This window comes from Actinosynnema pretiosum, from assembly GCF_002354875.1.
Classification (GTDB): domain Bacteria; phylum Actinomycetota; class Actinomycetes; order Mycobacteriales; family Pseudonocardiaceae; genus Actinosynnema; species Actinosynnema auranticum.
The window spans coordinates 2,145,208-2,161,669 of sequence record NZ_CP023445.1 but is presented as its reverse complement, the minus strand read 5'-3'; the positions used below and the strand labels follow the sequence as shown (position 1 = coordinate 2,161,669).

Below are 16,462 nucleotides of genomic sequence, written 5' to 3'. Positions count from 1 at the left end.
ACGCCGTCACGCGTGCGCGGGCTCGCGCTCGCGCAAGACCACCACCGGGCACTCCGCGTGGTGCACGCAGTACGAGCTGACCGACCCGGTGAGCGCCTCGCGCAGCAGTCCGCGCCCCCGGCTGCCGACCACCAGCAGGTCCGCGTCCTTGGACGCCTCCACCAGCACCCGGCCGGGCTCGCCCTCCATGAACACCTTGTTCACGTCGAACTGCGCGACCATCGACTCCAGCAGCCGCATGTAGCCCTCGCGGGTGGTCTCCGGGTCGATGGCGAGCGCCTCCGCGCCGCTGACCGGCCCGAGCACCATGCCGGGGTCGATCTGCCACACGATGACCGCGTCGACCGAGCACCCGCGCTGCCCGGCCTCCTCCACCGCCCACCGCAGCGCGTCCGCGCTGGCGGGCGACCCGTCCACCCCAACGACGATCCTGTTGCCCATAGCGACCCCTTTCCTCAGCGCCTCCCGACGCCCCGCGGGCGGCGGGTCAGCGCGACGCCCCGACCGGCCGGACCACGGCCAGCGGGCACGGCGAGTGGTGGACCAGCGCCCGGCTGGTCGAGCCGAGCAGCATCCCCGAACCCGCGAGCTCGCGACCCCGGCTGCCGACAACCAGGAGACGCGCCCTGGCCGCGTGCCGCAACAGGGCGCGGACGGGCCGGTCGTGCTCCACGACCCGCTCGACGGTGACCGAGGGGTACCCGCTGCTCCACCCGGCGAGCCGCTCGGCGAGCAACCGCTCCCCCTCCTCGGCGGCCCGCGCCCGGTCGAGCCCGAGCCGCGTCCGGTCCGACAGCAGGTCGCTCCACGTGTGCACGGCCCGCAACGTCGCCCCGCGCAAGGCCGCCTCGGCGAACGCGAACGCGAGCGCCCGCTCACCGGCCCCGGACCCGTCGACCCCCACCACCACCCGCCCGGTGTCGGGCTCCGGCGCGCGGACGACCACCACCGGGCAGGACGCCCGCTCGGTGACGGCCAGCGCCACCGAGGCCGCGGGCTCCAACCCGGCCCCGCGCGACCCGAGCACCACCATCCGGGCCCGCCGCGAGTGCGCCACCAGCAACTCCACCGCGTCGGCGGGCACCAGCTCGGCCGTGGCCCCGGTCCTGGCGGCGGCCTCCGCCAACCACCGCCACCCCCGCTCGGCCTTGGCCGCCCCGGCCGCGACCGGTTCCCGCGCCTTCGCCCCCACCTCGCAGCCGTGCACCAGGCGCAACGGCACCCGGTGCCGGATCGCCTCCAGGTCCGCCCACCGCACCGCCTCGAGAGCGGCCTGCGTTCCGTCCACACCCACCACGACCGGTCCGCTCACGGCACCGCTCCCTCCGTCGCCCCCGACGCTACGAACCACCGCCCCGGAGGTCTGCGGTCCTTGGCAGGGCGGTGGGCGGGACCTTCGTCCTGAGCCGGGTGGGGGAAGCTTGGCGGGTGGAGTTCTCGGTACTGCTCGTGGAGGACGACGAGCACATCAGGCAGGCGCTGGGTCTGGCGCTGGGCGACGAGGGGTTCGGCGTCACCGACGCCGTGTCCGGCGAGGAGGCCCTGCGCCTGCTGGACCGCCGCGTGTTCGACGTGGTCCTGCTGGACCTGTCGCTGCCCGGCGTCGACGGCCTGGAGGTGTGCCGCGTCCTGCGGGCGCGCGGCGACCTCCCGATCATCATCGTCACGGCCCGCGCCGACACCGCCGACGTCATCGCCGGGCTCGAGGCGGGCGCCGACGACTACGTGACCAAGCCCCTGGTGGCGGGCGAGCTGGCCGCCCGCATCCGCGCGCTCCTGCGCCGCCGGGGCGGTGGCGGCGAGGAGGCCCTCCGCTTCGGCGACCTGGAGGTGCGCGCAGGCGAGGGCGTGGTCCTGCGCGCGGGCGACGAGGTCCACCTGACCAGGACCGAGTTCCGCCTCCTGGTCGAGCTCGCCTCGGCGGCTGGGCGCGTCGTCACCAGGGAGCAGCTCCTGCAGCGCGTCTGGGGCTACGACTACTTCGGCGACACCCGCCTCCTGGACGTGCACATCCGCAGGCTGCGCCGCAAGGTCGAGCAGAACCCCGACGACCCCGCCCTCGTCCTCACCGTGCGCGGCGCCGGCTACCGCCTGGACCCCGACCAGTGACACACCCCAGGCCACCCAGAGTGAGAGTCTTCCTCACCTCTACCCACCCGTTGTGACCCCTGGCACACACGAACGGTCGATCGTCAGCCATTCGTTAGGTCAATCGGTGTTTGCTCCCCCCAGTATGGGAGTCGCAAACGTCGCCTAGACCACCTGGATCGCCCTTGACGAGGACCCGATCTCTTCCCGCCGACGCCGACACGGTGTTCGAGATGCTGACCGACCTGGAGAACCTCTCCACCTGGCTGCCCTCGGGCGTCGAGGTGGAGCGCTACGACGCGCACGCGGTGCGCCTGTGGCTGCCCGGTGGCGCGGTGGAGCGCCGCCTGGAGGTCGACTGGGAGAACCTGAAGGTCGAGTGGGGCAGCGAGGCCACCCCGACCTACAGCGGATCGGTGCGCGTGCTGCGCATGGGTCCCCGGCGCTGCGCCGTGGCGGTGCAGCTGACCGGCGCGACGGGCCAGCACTGCCCCGCCGTGGACGACTGGGTCGAGCGCGCGCTCGACGCCCTGTGCGAGACCGCGCCCGTGGAGCACCCCTGCGTGCCCTTCACGCTGGACCGGAGCGGCTTGACCGCGGCCCGCCAGGCCGTGTGACCAGCTCTCACCGCTTGAGCACGACCCGCGGGGCGGCCACCGCCTGATCGCCCCGCCGTGCGCAGCGCCCCACCGTGCCCGAGGCTTGCGCCATGCGGGTCTTGGTGACCGGGGCATCCGGTTTCGTCGGCGGGCGGCTGTGCGCCGCACTGGAGAGCGCGGGCCACGAGGTGCGCGCGATGACGAGACGCCCCGACGAGTATCGGGGCGCGGGCGTCCCCGTTCCGGGGGACGTGACCGACGAGCGCGGCCTCATCGAAGCGGCCCGCGACTGCGAGGTGGCCTGCTACCTCGTGCACGGCCTGTCCGACCGCGACTACCGGGAGGCGGACGCCCGAGCGGCGAGGTCCTTCGCCAGGGCGTGCGCGGAGGCGGGCGTGCGAAGGATCGTCTACCTGGGCGGCCTGGGCAACGGCGCCCTGTCCGAGCACCTGAGGAGCAGGCGCGAGGTCGAGTCGATGCTGACCTGCGCGGGCGTCCCGGTGACAGTGCTGCGCGCCGCCGTGGTGATCGGCCACGGCGGCGCGTCCTGGAAGATGCTCCTGTCCCTGGTGGAGCACGCCCCCCTGATCCTCGCCCCACCGGAAGCCAGGACCCGCTGCCAACCCATAGCCGTGGCAGACGCGGTCCGCTACCTGGTGGGCGCGGTGGAAACCCCCGAGACGGCGGGCAAGACCTACGAGATCGGCGGCCCGGAAGTCCTGGAGTACACCCAGATGCTCCGCAGGATCGCCGCCCTGCAAGGAAGATCAACCCTCGTCCTCCCCCTCCCCGTCCCCCTCCCCCGCTCGGACTGGCTCAGCGCCCAGGCCATCGCGGCCCTGTCAGGCGTGAACGCCTCCCTGGCCGAAGCCCTGCTGGGCTCCCTGGACACGGAGGTGGTGGTCACCGAGGACAACGGCATCACCAACCTCGTGCCGTTCCAACGCACCAACTACGACGACGCGGTGCTGACCGCCCTGGGCGAACGCGCAGCCGAAAACCGCACCAAGTAGCCACCGCACCCACAAGCTGACCGCCTAGCGGGCTGCGGGACGAGCGCAGCGAGCCCGCAGCACACCCACCCGCGTCCCTCTTTCCCGTTTGGCCTGGCGAAGCCCGAGCACGCTCGTCAAGATGCCGCCGCACTCTGCGGCAGACCGGGGTGTCAAACGGCGTCTTGACGAGCGTGCTTGCCTGAAAGGAGGCCAAACGGGAAAGAGGGACCCCGCCCACCGCAGGGGTAAACCGGACCACCCACGGAACGGTCACCGGCCGGCAGAGCCCGTCCCCCTCTTTTTTGGAGGTCTGCCCCGCCGGCGAGGCGTGCTTGCAGCTCTTAGCTTTTCGCCCTTCACCTCTCCCCTCTCCCCTCTCACCTCCCCCCCTCTCCCCCCAACCGAACCACCCCCCACGAAACCGGCGGCAACAGCACCTTCATCACCCCGCCATCCCGCTCAACCCCCAACCCCCTCGGCTTCACCCGTTCCGGTTGCACAGCCGTGTTGATCGCCCCGCTGTCCTCATCCCCCAACACCCAGGCCTCGACAACCCCCCGCTCCCCGCCCTCGAACCCAACCTCGACCGACTCGTGCCGATGCCGGTTGACCAGGAACACCACAACCTCCTCCCCCTCCCGCGTCACCACCGCGTCCACCACCGGAACCTCCCCGAACCGCCCGGTGTCCTGCGTGGGCCCGTCCACCGCGGTCCGCAGCACCTCCCCCCGCGCCAACCGCGAGGTCAACGCGAACGGGTGAAACGTCGTCTGCCTCCACGCCGCCGAATCCGGTTCGCACCGAATCGGCGCGATCACGTTCACCAGCTGCGCCTGACAGGCCACCGCGACCCGATCCGCGTGCCGCAGCAGCGAGATCAGCAAGTTCCCCACCACCACCGCGTCCGCCACGTCGTACGTGTCCTCGATCAACTTCGGCGCGCTCCGCCACTCCGAGGTCCGCGACGCCTCGAAATCCTTGATCGACCACACGTTCCACTCGTCGAACGAGATCCCGATCCGCTTCGAGCTCTTCACCTTCGCGCCCACCGCGTCCGCCGTGGCGGCGACACTCCCGATGAACCGGTCCATGTCCTCCGCAGACGCCAGGAAGCTGTCCACGTCCCCGTCCAGCACCTCGTAGTACGCGTGGCACGAGATGTGGTCGACCTCCTCGTACGCGGCCTCCAGCACAACCCGCTCCCACTCGCCGAAGGTGGGCATCGCGGAGCTGGAGCTCCCGCACGCCACCAGTTCCACCCCTGGTTCCGCCTGCCGCAGCGCCCTGGCGGTCTCAGCCGCCACCCTGCCGTACTCCTCCGCCGTCTTGTGCCCCAGCTGCCACGGCCCGTCCATCTCGTTCCCCAAGCACCACAACGAGATCCCGTGCGGCTCCGCGCTCCCGTTCGCCACCCGCAGGTCCGACAACGCCGTCCCCGAACCGTGGTTCGCGTACTCGTGCACGTCCAGCGCCTCGGCCACCCCCCGAGTCCCGAGGTTGACCGCGTACATCACCTCGACCTCGGCCTTCCGCGCCCACCGCACGAACTCGTCCAGCCCGACCTCGTTCGACTCGATGCTGCGCCACGCCAGGTCCCGCCGCACCGGCCGCTGCCCGCGCGGCCCCACCCCGTCCTCCCACCGGTACCCGGACACGAAGTTCCCACCCGGGTAGCGGACCACCGACACCCCCATCTCACGGGTCAGCGCCAGCACGTCCTGCCGGAACCCCTCCTCGTCCGCCGACGGGTGCCCCGGCTCGTAGATCCCGCCGTACACGCACCTCCCCAGGTGCTCCACGAACGACCCGAAAAGCCTCCTGCGCACCGGCCCCACCACGTCGTCGGTCCGGAACGACACAACTGCTCTCAGCACAGCAACTCCCCTACTTCAGCGCGCCGGCGCTCGCACCACTGCGCCAGAACCTCTGCAGCAGCACGAAAGCGGTGATGAGCGGGACGATCGCGATCAGCGCCCCGGTGATGACGAGGTTGAACAGCACCCTGGTCCCCGCTTCCTGCTGCGCGGTGTTGAACCAGGTGGTGAGCCCCACGGTGAGCGGGTACAGGTCGCTGTCGCTCAGCATGACCAGCGGCAGGAAGTAGTTGTTCCACGTGGCCACCAGCGTGAACAGGAACACCGTCACCAGCGCGGGCCGGACCACCGGCAGCACCACCCGCCAGAAGATCAGCGCCTCGCCAGCGCGGTCCACCCGTGCCGCGTCGATCAGCTCCTCCGGCACGCTCTGCGCGATGTACACCCGCATCAGGTAAGCGCCGAACGGGTGCAGCAGGGACGGCAGGACCACCGCCCACCCGGTGTTCACCAGCTCCACCTCGGACAGGATCAGGTAAGTGGGCAGCACCAGCGCGGTCGCGGGCACCATGACCATGCCCAGCAACGCGGTCTCGAAGAACTTCTTGCCGGGGAACGAGAACCGGGCCAGCCCGTACCCCGCCAGCGCGGCCAGGGCCGTGGCGCCGACCGCGCTGGCGCCCGAGTAGACCGCCGTGTTCAGCAACCACCTCCCGTACGCGCCACCGTCTTCGCGGAAGAGCTTGCCCACGTTGTCGAACAGGTTGAAGTCCGCGAACCACAGGGCCGGGCTGGACAGCAGATCGGCCTGGCTCTTGGTGGCCGCGACGACGACCCACAGCAGGGGCACCAGGAAGTACAGCACCCCCGCGCCCATCAGCAGTTTCGGCACCAGGTCCGGCACGACCGCAGAGTTCCGCCTCACGCCCGCGCCCTCCACCGGTTGACCAGCACCGCCCCGTAGGACACCACGAACACCGCGAACCCCAGCACGAACGAGATCGCCGCCGAGTAGTGGAAGTCCGAGTACGCGAACGCCTGGTTGTACGCGTACAGGTTGGGCGTGTACCCCCCCGACACCTGGGGCGCGAACCTCGCCATCACGTACGGCTCGGTGAAGAACTGCATCGTGCCGATCACCGTGAACACCCCGGCCAGCGCGATCGCCCCCCGGATGGCCGGGACCTTCACGCGCAGCGCCACCTGCACCGGCGACGCCCCGTCCACCACCGCCGCCTCGCACACCTCGCGCGGCAACCCTTGCAGCGCCGAGTACAGAACGATCATGTTGTACCCGGTCCACGCCCAGGTGACGATGTTGCCCAGCGAGACCAGCAGCAACCCCGGCCCGAAGAAGTCCAGCGGCTCGCCCCCCACCACCGCGGGCAGGTCCGCGAACGGCCCGAACGTCCTGCTGTACAGGAACCCCCACATCAGCGCCCCCACCACCGCGGGCACCGCGTAGGGCATGAACGCCACCAGCCGGAACGCCCTGGCCACCCGCCCGCCCACCGCGTCCAGCAGCAGCGCCCCGGACAGCGCCAGCCCCAGCATCACCGGGATCTGCACCGCCCCGAACCCGACCACCCGCAGCGCGCCGTCGAGCAGCACCGGATCGGTGAACGCCCGCACGTAGTTGTCCAGCCCGCTGAACCGCGTCCCCGCCGCCAGGCTCCGCGTCGACAGGCTCAGCCAGAAGGCGTAGGCGAGCGGCGCCACCAGGAAGACCAGCACCACCACGAAGAACGGCAGCACGAACAGCATCCCCGCCACCGGGTGCGCGGTGCTCCACCGGCGGCCCCGCGGCACGCCGCTCACCGCGTCACCCGGAAGCCCTGCTTCTCCGCGTACGCGACGACGTTCTTCTCCGTCTCCGGAAGAACTTCGCTCCACGGCCGGGTCCCGGCCATCGCCTCCGCGCTCCGGTCGTTCAGGTCACCGAACACGAAGTCCTGGAACGGCGTGTACTGGAACTCCCCCAGCTTGTCCGACACCGGCACGAAGATCTCGTTCACCTTCTGCCCCGCGAAGAAGTCGTACGCCTTCCCGGTGAACTCCGCGCTCGCCGCGACGTCCTTCACCAGCGGGTACAGGAACGCCTTGTTCAACCCGATGTCCCAGGCGGCCTCGGACTTCCCGAACAGCTCCCGCGCCACCGTCGTCGCGGCCTCCGCGTCGCGCGCCTGCTTGGTGACCGCGAACGTCGACCCGCCCCAGTCCCCCTGCTCGTCCGCACCGGGGTCCCACTGCGGCATCGGCGCCACCGCCCACTTCCCGGCCGTGTTCTTGAGCGACCCGGCCACGTACCCCGGCGTCCACCCCGCCGCGGCCCACGTCCAGTACTTACCCGAGTCCAGCGCCGCGGTCGCGTCAGCCGTGAAGAACGGGTCCTTCGCCATCAACCCGCGCGACACCAGGTCGCCGTGGAACTCCACCACCTTCACGCACTCCGGGCTGGTCAGGCTGATCCGCACCTCGTCGCGGGCCTTGGCCCGCGAGTACCCGTACGGCCTGCACCCCGCCTGCCACATCAACCCGTTGATCCACCCGCCGTCACTGCCGAAGCTCGCGATGTGCCCGTTCGGGTCGACCTCCTTGATCCGCTCCGCCGCGCTCCGGTACTCGTCCCACGTCCTCGGCACCGGGATGCCGTTCTGCTCGAACAGGTCCTTGCGGTACATCAGCGCCATCGGCCCGCCGTCGACCGGGATGGCGTAGACCCTGTCCCCGTCCGTGGCCTGGCTCCACGCCCACTCCGCGTACAGCCCCTCGTCCTCGTTGGCCCCGTGCTCGCCCATGTCCGCGAGCGCGTCGAGGATGACGAACGTCGGGATCTGCTGGAACTCGACCTGCGCGACGTCCGGCGCGCCCTTGCCCGCCGTGAACGCGGTCTTGAGCTTGGCGTACTGGTCGGGCCCCGTGCCCACGTTGGTCCAGTCCACCTGGATGTCGTCGTGCGAGGCGTTGAAGGCGTCCACGACGCCCTTGAACTCCGGGTACCACGCCCACACGGAGACGTGGATCTTGCCGTCCGGGCCCGGTCCGCCCTCATCGCTCCCGCAGGCCGTGACGGCTGTTGCGGCGAGGAGGGCGGCGGCGAGCAGCGATGCGGTCTTGAACGGGCTTCCGCGCATGGCAGCGCCTTTCTGTCACCAGGGCGGCGGTGTGCAGGAGGTACGTCTTGCTGCGCTGCAAAGCACTATGGTGGCCGCTCTGCCGCGCTGCAAGACGTCACACGGACGAAATGAAGCCGCTACGGACGTGCGCAGTCCCGTGGCCGGGGTTGTCGCCGAGCGGGGGCTCGGAGCACACTCGGCCACCGGTTGCGATCACGAGGAGCGAGATGCGCGAGGCCACCCTGCGCGACGTCGCCCGGCTCGCCGGGGTGTCGCCGAGGACCGTGTCGAACGTGGTGAACGGCTACGCGCCGGTCACCGAGGCCACCCGCGCGAAGGTGGAGGAGGCGATCGCGGAGCTGGACTACCGGCCGAACGTGGTGGCGCGGAACCTGGCGCGCGGGCGGTCGGGGCAGATCGCGGTGGTCGTGCCGTACCTGGACACCCCGTACTTCTCCGAGCTGCTGCAGGGCATCATCCCGAGGGCGCGCGCGGGCGGCTACAACGTGCTGATCGACCAGACCGACGGCGACCCGGAGCACGAGCGCGAGCTGATCCGCAGGCGGGCGCGGGGCTTCGCGTTCGACGGCCTGATCTTCAGCCCGCTCGGCCTCGCGCAGCGCGACCTGGCCGACGCCGACCCGACGCTGCCGCTGGTGGTGCTGGGCGAGCGGTCGGCGGCGGGCTCGTTCGACCACGTGGGCATCGACGACGTGGCGGCCTCGCGCGAGGCGACCGCGCACCTGATCTCGTTGGGGCGCAGGCGGATCGCCGCGATAGGCGACCAGCCCTACCCGACCGGGGAGGCCGCGCAGCTGCGCACCACCGGGTTCCGCCAGGCCCACCTGGACGCCGGGCTGGAGGTGGACGAGGCCCTGGTGATCGGCACGCCGAGGTTCAACCGGGCCGACGGGGCGGGCGCGATGCGCCGCCTGCTGAACCGCTCGGACCCGCCGGACGCGGTGTTCTGCTACAGCGACCTGGTGGCGCTGGGGGCGCTGCACGCGGCGCTGGAGCGCGGGGTGCGGGTGCCGGAGGACGTGGCGCTGATCGGGTACGACGACATCGAGGAGGGCCGGTACTCGAACCCGACGATCAGCACGGTGTCGCCGGACAAGGAGGCGATCGCGGTGACGGCGGTGGAGCGGCTGCTGATGCGGATCGGGTTGGGGCGGGGGACGGAGGAGGTCGCGGGGGTGGAGGTGCGGGCGGCGCACCGGTTGGTGGCGCGGGAGAGCACGCTGGGGCGGGTGGACACAGGGCGGGTGGACACAGGGCGGGCGGGCACAGGGCGGGCGGCCGGGTAGACCGCCCGCCGCCGGTCAGAGGTGTTCGCCCAGGGCTCGGACCTCGTCGCTGTGCACGGGGACGACGCGCACCCAGGAGCGGAGGAAGGAGCGCGTGCCGTACTGGTGCAGCAGGACGTCGAGCAGGGTGTTGGTGTCGCTGTTGCGCCGCGGCCGGGACGACAGGCCCGCCGGGGTCTCCGTGGTGGTCGAGCTGCCGGGCGCGTTGGGGTCGTACGCGCCCGCGATCGCGGCCCTGCCGGTCAGGCGCCACGGGGTCTTGCCCCGCTCCTCGACGTCCGCCTGGTACCGCCGCCCGCCCTGCTCGCCCGTGTAGAGCTCGTCCCAGGCTTGCCTGGCCAGGACGAGGTCGACGTCCTGGGGGCCGAGCGCCCGCCCCAGGAACCTCCGCAGCTCGGTGTTCCCGCACTCGGCGACGGACCCCAGCAGCTCGACCACGGAGATCCACTCCCCGAGGACGCTGTCCTCGTAGTACGCGGGCAGCTCTCCGTGCTCGCGCAGCTCGTCCGCCAGGGGGCCGTAGATCCGCCGCGCGTGCTCGGCGGTGATCTCGTGCCTGCGCAGGGCGCTGGGCGTGGCGTGCCAGACGAGGTCGTCGACCCAGGAGACGTAGGAGCGCGTGCCCTCGGTCAGGCCTCCGCTGACCGGCTCGTTCGCGTCCAGCGTCGCCCGCAGGTGCGCGCGGGCCCTGTCGAGGTCCGCCAGGAACGCCCTCGGGAGCAGGTCCTGCTGCGCGCGCCGCCGTTGCAGGCCGGGCTTGCCCACGTCCACGAACCACTCGGTCGCCGGGATCTTCCTGGTGTTGTCGAACAGCAGGGTGACGAAGGCGTTGCTGCCCGCCGTGTCCTTGTGGAAGCTGGGGCGCGCGTTCTGCCCCTGGCGGTGCGGGTAGTAGTTCACGTCGATGGCGACGACGTGCGTGCCGTCGACGTACCAGGGCTGCGCCGCCAGGTAGTCCCACTGGCCGTTGGCGACCATCACGTCGCGCAGGAGCGCGGAGACCGGCTGGTTCAGCGAGAGGTCGTACCCGCTGCTGATCGTCTCCCCCACCATGCCGTGCGCGTGGTAGGAGGTGTGCAGGGAGATGTGGTCGACGCCCGGTTCGGGCGGGAACGCGTCGCGCAGAACGCCCGCGAGGCCGTCCCAGTCGGCCACGCGCGCGGGGAGGAGGTTCTCCAGCGATCCGGACTTCATGACGAGCCGGGCCAGCGGCGGCACCACGCCGGTCGGGTGGGGGATCGAGTGCGTCATCAGGCATTTTCCCGCCCGCCGGGCCCGCCGGGCCATGGGCAGTTCAACGCAGGACCGGGGGCGGACCGCGGTCGGTCCGCCCCCGGTTCACCGTGGGATCGGTGTTCCCGTGCTCACCTCAGGTCGTAGAGCGTGCTCCCTCCCACCGTCTGCGCGGTGTAGTTCTCCTGGACCCACGTGGCGATCTGGGAGGTCGACGAGTCCGAGCCGCCGCGACCGCCCATGCCGCCGCCCATCCCGCCACCGCTGATGTAGTACGCGATCTCGCCGTTCGCCACGGCCCGCTGGAACTGCTCCAGCGTCGGGGCGTTGTCCGAGCCGCTCCAGCCGCCGATCGCGATGACCGCCTTGCCGGTGGACAGCTCCAGCTCGGCCGCCGACTGCGAACCGGTGGTGGCCGCGGCCCACTTCGTGGCGGTGCTCTTCAGCAGCTCGACCACCTCGCTGCTCGACCCGCCACCGGGACCGCCGCGCATCCCGCCGCCCTGGCCCGCGTCGCCGTCCCGGTCCTGCGCCTCGCCGACGCCCGCCTGGTCGCGCTGCCCCGTGCCGTCACCAGTGCCGTCCTGCGCCTGCCCGTCCTGCGCCTGCCCGTCCTGCGCCTGCCCGTCACCACCGGGCATCCGGCCACCGCCACCGCCCCCACCGCCGAAGCCCATCGAGCTGCCGGCGGGCCCGGACGACGGGATCGACCCGGTGTGCGCCTGACCGGCCGTGCTGACCGCCCACGCGCCGCCGCCCGCACCGACCACCAGCACCGCCGCCGTCGCCAGCGCGACCGCGCCCTTCGCCACCCGCCTCGGGTCCAGCAGCACCGCCAGCACCACCACGAACCCCACCACCAGCACCGCGTACCGGATCACCGGCGCGTAGTCCGAGGACCTGGCCAGCAGCACGTGGTCCCACACCGCCGTGACCCCGACCACCGCCGCCAGGAACGCCCGCGCCACCGGGAACCTCCTGGCCCGCCACAGCTCCCGCCCGCCGATGGCGACCAGCGCCGCGATCGCGGGGGCCAGCGCCACCGAGTAGTACGGGTGCACGGTGCCGCTCATGAAGCTGAACACGACCGCCGTGACGATCAGCCACCCGCCCCACAGCAGCAGCGCGGCGCGCGTCCGGTCGGTGCGGGGCGCGCGGCGGGTGAACCACAGGCCGGCGACCAGCGCGACCAGCGCGGCGGGCAGCAGCCAGGAGATCTCCCCGCCGAACGCGGCGCCGAACATCCGGAAGATCCCGGTCTCCCCGCCGAACCCGGTGTTCCCGCCGCCCATGCCGCCGCCACCGCCGCCGTTGCCCTGCCCGCCGAGGATGCGGCCGAGCCCGTTGTACCCCAGCGCCAGCTCCAGCAGCGTGTTGTCCGTCGACCCGCCGATGTACGGCCGCGAGTCGGTCGGCCACAGGTCCACCAGCGCGATGAACCACCCGGCCGACACCACGACCGACCCGAGCGCCGCGAACAGGTGCGCGATGCGCCTGCCCAGCGTGGTCGGCGCGGCCACCAGGTACACCAGGGCGAACGCGGGCAGCACCAGGAAGCCCTGCAGCATCTTCGTCAGGAACGCGAACCCGATCGCGGACCCGGCCAGCAGCACCCACTTCAGGCTCGCCCGCTCCAGCGCCCGCACCAGGCAGTAGGCGCCCGCGACCATGAGCAGCACGAGCAGCGCGTCCGGGTTGTTGAACCGGAACATCAGCACCGCGACCGGCGTCACGGCCAGCGCCGCGCCCGCCAGCAGCCCGGCGAGGTGCCCGCTGGTGCGCTTGACCGTCGCGTGGGTCAGCGCCACCGCCGCCACGCCCATCAGGGCCTGCGGCGCGAGCACGGTGAAGCTGGAGAACCCGAACACCCTGGCGAACGCGGTGGTCAGCCACAGCGCCGCGGGCGGCTTGTCGACGGTGATCGCGTTGCCGGAGTCCAGCGAGCCGAACAGCCACGCCTTCCAGTCCTGCGTCCCGGCCTGCACGGCGGCGGCGTAGAAGCTGTTGCCGTAGCCGGAGGCGGTCAGGTCCCACAGGTACAGCGCGGCGGTGGCGGCGAGCAGCACCAGGAGCGCGGGCCGCGCGTACCGGGGCGCGTCGGCCGGTCCGAGCACCAGCCTGGCCAGGCGGCCCCGCGCGGGCGGCTCGGCGGCCGGGCTGGCCGGTGGTTCGGTGAGCAGGGCGGTCATGGTCGGCTCTCCTGTGCGGTGTGGTCTGGGGAGGTGGTGCGAGGAGCGGTTGGGGTCAGGCGACGCGGACCAGGTCGCGGGCCGGGGCCCGCCGCAGGTCGGCCGGGAGCGCGAGGCGGGTGCGCCACAGCCGCGCGACGCCCTTGAGGTCGGCCACGGCGGTGGCGACGATGTCCACCGACGAGTCGGGGTCGTCCACCCAGTCGACGGCGACCTCGTGGGTGCGCAGCCCGGCCCGCTGGGCCAGCACGAGCAGTTCGGTGTCGAAGAACCAGCCGGTGTCCTGCACCAGCGGCAGCAGCCGGGCGGCGACGTCCGAGCGCACCGCCTTGAAGCCGCACTGCGCGTCGGTGAACCGGGCGCGCAGGGCCAGCTTGAGGATGACGTTGTAGGCGCGGGAGATGAACTCGCGCTTGGGGCCGCGCACCACGCGGGCGCCCCGCGCGAGCCTGCTGCCGATGGCGACGTCGGAGTGCCCGGACACCAGCGGGGCGATCAGGGCGGGCAGCGCGGCCAGGTCGGTGGACAGGTCCACGTCCGTGTAGGCGACCACGGCGGCCTCGGAGCCCAGCCAGGCGGTCTTGAGCGCGCGGCCCCGGCCCTTCTCCGCCAGCCGAAGCACCCGCACGCCGTCCAGCTCGCGCCCCAGCCGGGCGGCGATCTCGGGGGTGCGGTCGGTGCTGGCGTTGTCGGCGACGGTGATCCGGAACGCGAAGGGCAGGGTCGCGCTGAGGTAGGAGTGCAGCCTGCGCACGCTGGGCTCCAGCGCGGTCTCCTCGTCGTGGACCGGGACCACCACGTCCAGCACCGGGGTGCCGCCGCCGAGGTCCACCGGCTCCGTCGCGTTCGTCGTCATGGCGACAACTCTCGGGCCGCTGCCTGGACGGACCGTGTGCGCCACCTGTGGACCGGCTGTGCGCGCCCGCCCGAGGGGTGTGACGGCGCTCACCCCGCGCCGGGTCCACCTCGAACGCGACGAGCGCCCCGCCTCCCGGTCGTTCCGGGCGGCGGGGCGCTCGTCAGGTGATCTCGGCGCCCGCTAGCGGCGCTCGATGCCGAGCGCGTCACCCAGCGGCTTGACCAGGGTGCTCGCGTAGCTGTCGGTGATGTGGTTGTCCCGGTAGACGACCACGTTCCCCACCACGGCCGGGCACTTGTCGGCGTCGCAGAACCAGTCCGTCAGGTCCACCGCCTTGCCGCCGGGCAGGGTCGCGACGGCCTCGGTGACCGGGTCCGGGGTCACCGCCTCGGAGCGCGGGCGGTCGCACTGGCCGGGCGTCTCGATCAGGCAGGCCAGCACGTCGGGGCGACTGCGGGGCGTGTCGCGGATGCCCACGACCGCGATGCCCGCCTCCGCCATCGGCCGCAGGTGCTCGCGGTAGCCCTCGACGGCCCGCTCGTAGGAGGGCCACTCCCAGTTCATGTCCTCCTTGTAGACCTGGGGGGTCATGGCGGCGGTGACCACCATGTCCGGCTTCTCCCGCAGGATCCACTCGCGCTTGGCCCGGTCGTCGGCGGGGCAGTTGGCGAACGGCTCGGTGTTCTGCCGCTGCTTGCCGTCGGGCGCGGCGACCTTGAGCGGTTCCGCGTTGAACGGGCAGGCGTCGTGCACGAGCATCCTGACCCGCCACTGGCCCGAGCGCTCCGCGAGGTCGATGAGCGCGCCGGAGAGCTGGGTCATGTGCGAGTCGCCGAGCAGCACCATGGTCCTCGGCGCGTCGGCCGGGCCGTACCAGCAGTCCTCGCGGTCCACGGCGACCTTGCCGCAGTCGTCGTCCCAGGCCTCGGCGATGTCGTCGCCCGCGACGACCGGGTCGGGCACCAGGGACGCGGTGGGCACCTCCACCGGGTACTGCGGGTCCCTGGCGAGCGCGCCGGGGTGGTCGTCGCCGAGGACCGCGTTGGCCTTCAGGTCGTCGATCCGGGCCTGCGCGGTGTACCAGGGGTAGGCCGCGACCAGCACCGACGCGGCGATCATGGCGGCGCCCGCGGTGTAGGCGGCGCGCGGCGACAGGTGCCGCATCGGGGTCTCCACCAGCCTGGTCGACGCGGCGGCCAGCGCCACGCTCGCCGCAGCCGCGGCCAGCGTCCACTCCCACGGAAGGTGCGTGACGCCCAGGTGCTCCATCAGGAAGACCAGCACCGGCCAGTGCCACAGGTACAGGCTGTACGAGATGTCGCCGAGGTAGCGCAGCGGTTGCCGCGCCAGCAGCGCGGACACGCCCCCGTCGCCCATGCCGCTGCCCGCCGCGAGGAGGGCGGCCGTGCCGAGCACGGGCAGCAGGGCGATCCAGCCGGGGAACTGCATGGCGGTGGTGAACAGGAACGCCGCCGCCAGCACGGCGGCCAGGCCGAGCCAGCCGGACGCCAGGCGCGCGGCGCGGGAGAGCGCGAGCCGGGGGAGGCCGATCGCGAGCAGGCCGCCGATGCCCAGCTCCCACATGCGGGTGGGGGTGATGAAGTAGGCGGCGGTGTGGTCGAGCGGGGTGTAGAGGACCGAGAACGCCAGCGAGGCGACCGTGATGGCCAGGACGGCGACGAACGCGTTCCGGCCGGGCCTGGCGCCGCGCAGCCCCGCGAGGATCAGGACCAGCGGGATGACCAGGTAGAACTGCTCCTCCACGCTGAGCGACCAGAAGTGCTGGACCGGGGAGGCCTCGGCGGTGGCGTTGGCGTAGTCGCCCGCGAAGATCGCGAGCTGCCAGTTCTGCACGTTCAGCGCGGAGGCCACGACCTCGCGCAGCACGTCCGGGTGCCGGGACACCGGGAGCAGCAGCACGGTCGTCAGCGCGACGCCGAGCAGCACGACGGTGGCCGCCGGGAGCAGCCGCCGGGCGCGCCGGGCGTAGAAGGAGACGAGGCTGATCCGGCCGCTGCGGCGCAGCTCGTTCACCAAGGCGCCGATGATCAGGTAGCCGGAGATGACGAAGAAGACGTCGACGCCGGCGAAACCGCCGGGCAGCCAGGTCGGCCGCAGGTGGTAGACCAGCACGAGGCCGACCGCCAGCGCCCGCAGGCCCTGGATGTCGTCCCGCTGTTTGGACCGGTGCTCGACGCCGCGCGGTGCGGCTCCCCGGCGCGTCTCGGTGGACGTCATCGCTCTCCCCGTGCGTTCGGATTC

General features: G+C 72.4%; 13 protein-coding genes and 1 pseudogene. 4 read left to right on the top strand and 10 right to left on the bottom strand.

The features are described from left to right. Positions 1-6 precede the first annotated feature (6 nt). Both CNX65_RS09665 and CNX65_RS09660 read right to left on the bottom strand, forming a co-directional pair. Positions 7-441, bottom strand: a complete 435-nt coding sequence (locus CNX65_RS09665; RefSeq protein ID WP_096492467.1) for a universal stress protein — start codon at positions 439-441, stop codon at positions 7-9. A 46-nt stretch (positions 442-487) separates the two neighbouring features. Further along, complete coding sequence (locus CNX65_RS09660) at positions 488-1,312, bottom strand: universal stress protein (RefSeq protein WP_096492466.1); 825 nt, start codon at positions 1,310-1,312, stop codon at positions 488-490. 116 nt (positions 1,313-1,428) lie between these two features. Between CNX65_RS09660 and CNX65_RS09655 the strand changes: the two genes are divergently transcribed. From CNX65_RS09655 to CNX65_RS09645, 3 genes are all read left to right on the top strand, one after another. Then, positions 1,429-2,109, top strand: a complete 681-nt coding sequence (locus tag CNX65_RS09655; protein WP_085945018.1) for a response regulator transcription factor — start codon at positions 1,429-1,431, stop codon at positions 2,107-2,109. A gap of 164 nt (positions 2,110-2,273) precedes the next feature. Further along, positions 2,274-2,705, top strand: coding sequence for an SRPBCC family protein (locus CNX65_RS09650; protein WP_157767565.1), 432 nt, complete (start codon positions 2,274-2,276; stop codon positions 2,703-2,705). 92 nt (positions 2,706-2,797) lie between these two features. Beyond that, complete coding sequence (locus CNX65_RS09645) at positions 2,798-3,700, top strand: NAD(P)H-binding protein (protein ID WP_096492464.1); 903 nt, start codon at positions 2,798-2,800, stop codon at positions 3,698-3,700. Positions 3,701-4,059: 359 nt separating this feature from the next. Here CNX65_RS09645 and arfA read toward each other — a convergent pair whose 3' ends face one another. The 4 genes from arfA to CNX65_RS09625 are packed head-to-tail and all read right to left on the bottom strand — an operon-like array spanning position 4,060 to position 8,630. After that, a complete protein-coding gene (gene arfA, locus CNX65_RS09640; RefSeq protein WP_096492463.1) occupies positions 4,060-5,556 on the bottom strand; it encodes an arabinosylfuranosidase ArfA in 1,497 nt (498 codons plus the stop codon). Positions 5,557-5,566: 10 nt separating this feature from the next. Next, positions 5,567-6,421 (bottom strand): carbohydrate ABC transporter permease, encoded by an 855-nt coding sequence (locus CNX65_RS09635; RefSeq protein ID WP_096497702.1) that lies wholly within the window; start codon positions 6,419-6,421, stop codon positions 5,567-5,569. Beyond that, positions 6,418-7,314: a carbohydrate ABC transporter permease gene (locus CNX65_RS09630; RefSeq protein ID WP_096492462.1), complete on the bottom strand. Its 897-nt coding sequence runs from the start codon at positions 7,312-7,314 to the stop codon at positions 6,418-6,420. Before CNX65_RS09630 ends, CNX65_RS09635 begins: the two co-directional genes overlap by 4 nt. Continuing rightward, entirely contained in the window at positions 7,311-8,630 is a 1,320-nt protein-coding gene (locus tag CNX65_RS09625; protein ID WP_096492461.1) for an ABC transporter substrate-binding protein, read from the bottom strand. The genes CNX65_RS09630 and CNX65_RS09625 overlap by 4 nt, the downstream gene beginning before the upstream one ends. A gap of 209 nt (positions 8,631-8,839) precedes the next feature. Between CNX65_RS09625 and CNX65_RS09620 the strand changes: the two genes are divergently transcribed. Beyond that, positions 8,840-9,919, top strand: a complete 1,080-nt coding sequence (locus CNX65_RS09620; RefSeq protein ID WP_096492460.1) for a LacI family DNA-binding transcriptional regulator — start codon at positions 8,840-8,842, stop codon at positions 9,917-9,919. Between the two features lie 15 nt (positions 9,920-9,934). Here CNX65_RS09620 and CNX65_RS09615 read toward each other — a convergent pair whose 3' ends face one another. The 4 genes and pseudogenes from CNX65_RS09615 to CNX65_RS09600 form a co-directional block, all read right to left on the bottom strand. Further along, entirely contained in the window at positions 9,935-11,170 is a 1,236-nt protein-coding gene (locus CNX65_RS09615; protein ID WP_096492459.1) for a hypothetical protein, read from the bottom strand. 113 nt (positions 11,171-11,283) lie between these two features. Then, on the bottom strand, positions 11,284-13,341 hold the full coding sequence (locus CNX65_RS09610) for a glycosyltransferase family 39 protein (RefSeq protein ID WP_096492458.1): 2,058 nt from the start codon (positions 13,339-13,341) through the stop codon (positions 11,284-11,286). An 82-nt stretch (positions 13,342-13,423) separates the two neighbouring features. Beyond that, positions 13,424-14,197, bottom strand: a pseudogene (locus CNX65_RS09605) (dolichyl-phosphate beta-glucosyltransferase); the annotation flags it as partial. A gap of 183 nt (positions 14,198-14,380) precedes the next feature. After that, entirely contained in the window at positions 14,381-16,438 is a 2,058-nt protein-coding gene (locus CNX65_RS09600; RefSeq protein WP_096492456.1) for an acyltransferase family protein, read from the bottom strand. Between the last annotated feature and the right edge of the window lie 24 nt (positions 16,439-16,462).

Excerpts from the sequence above, each read along its gene's own strand:
- CNX65_RS09665 (WP_096492467.1), bottom strand. The coding sequence starts at position 441 with ATGGGCAACAGGATCGTCGTTGGGGTGGACGGGTCGCCCGCCAGCGCG.
- CNX65_RS09615 (WP_096492459.1), bottom strand. The coding sequence starts at position 11,170 with ATGACGCACTCGATCCCCCACCCGACCGGCGTGGTGCCGCCGCTGGCC.
- CNX65_RS09610 (WP_096492458.1), bottom strand. The coding sequence starts at position 13,341 with ATGACCGCCCTGCTCACCGAACCACCGGCCAGCCCGGCCGCCGAGCCG.
- CNX65_RS09645 (WP_096492464.1), top strand. The coding sequence starts at position 2,798 with ATGCGGGTCTTGGTGACCGGGGCATCCGGTTTCGTCGGCGGGCGGCTG.
- CNX65_RS09625 (WP_096492461.1), bottom strand. The coding sequence starts at position 8,630 with ATGCGCGGAAGCCCGTTCAAGACCGCATCGCTGCTCGCCGCCGCCCTC.
- CNX65_RS09620 (WP_096492460.1), top strand. The coding sequence starts at position 8,840 with ATGCGCGAGGCCACCCTGCGCGACGTCGCCCGGCTCGCCGGGGTGTCG.
- CNX65_RS09600 (WP_096492456.1), bottom strand. The coding sequence starts at position 16,438 with ATGACGTCCACCGAGACGCGCCGGGGAGCCGCACCGCGCGGCGTCGAG.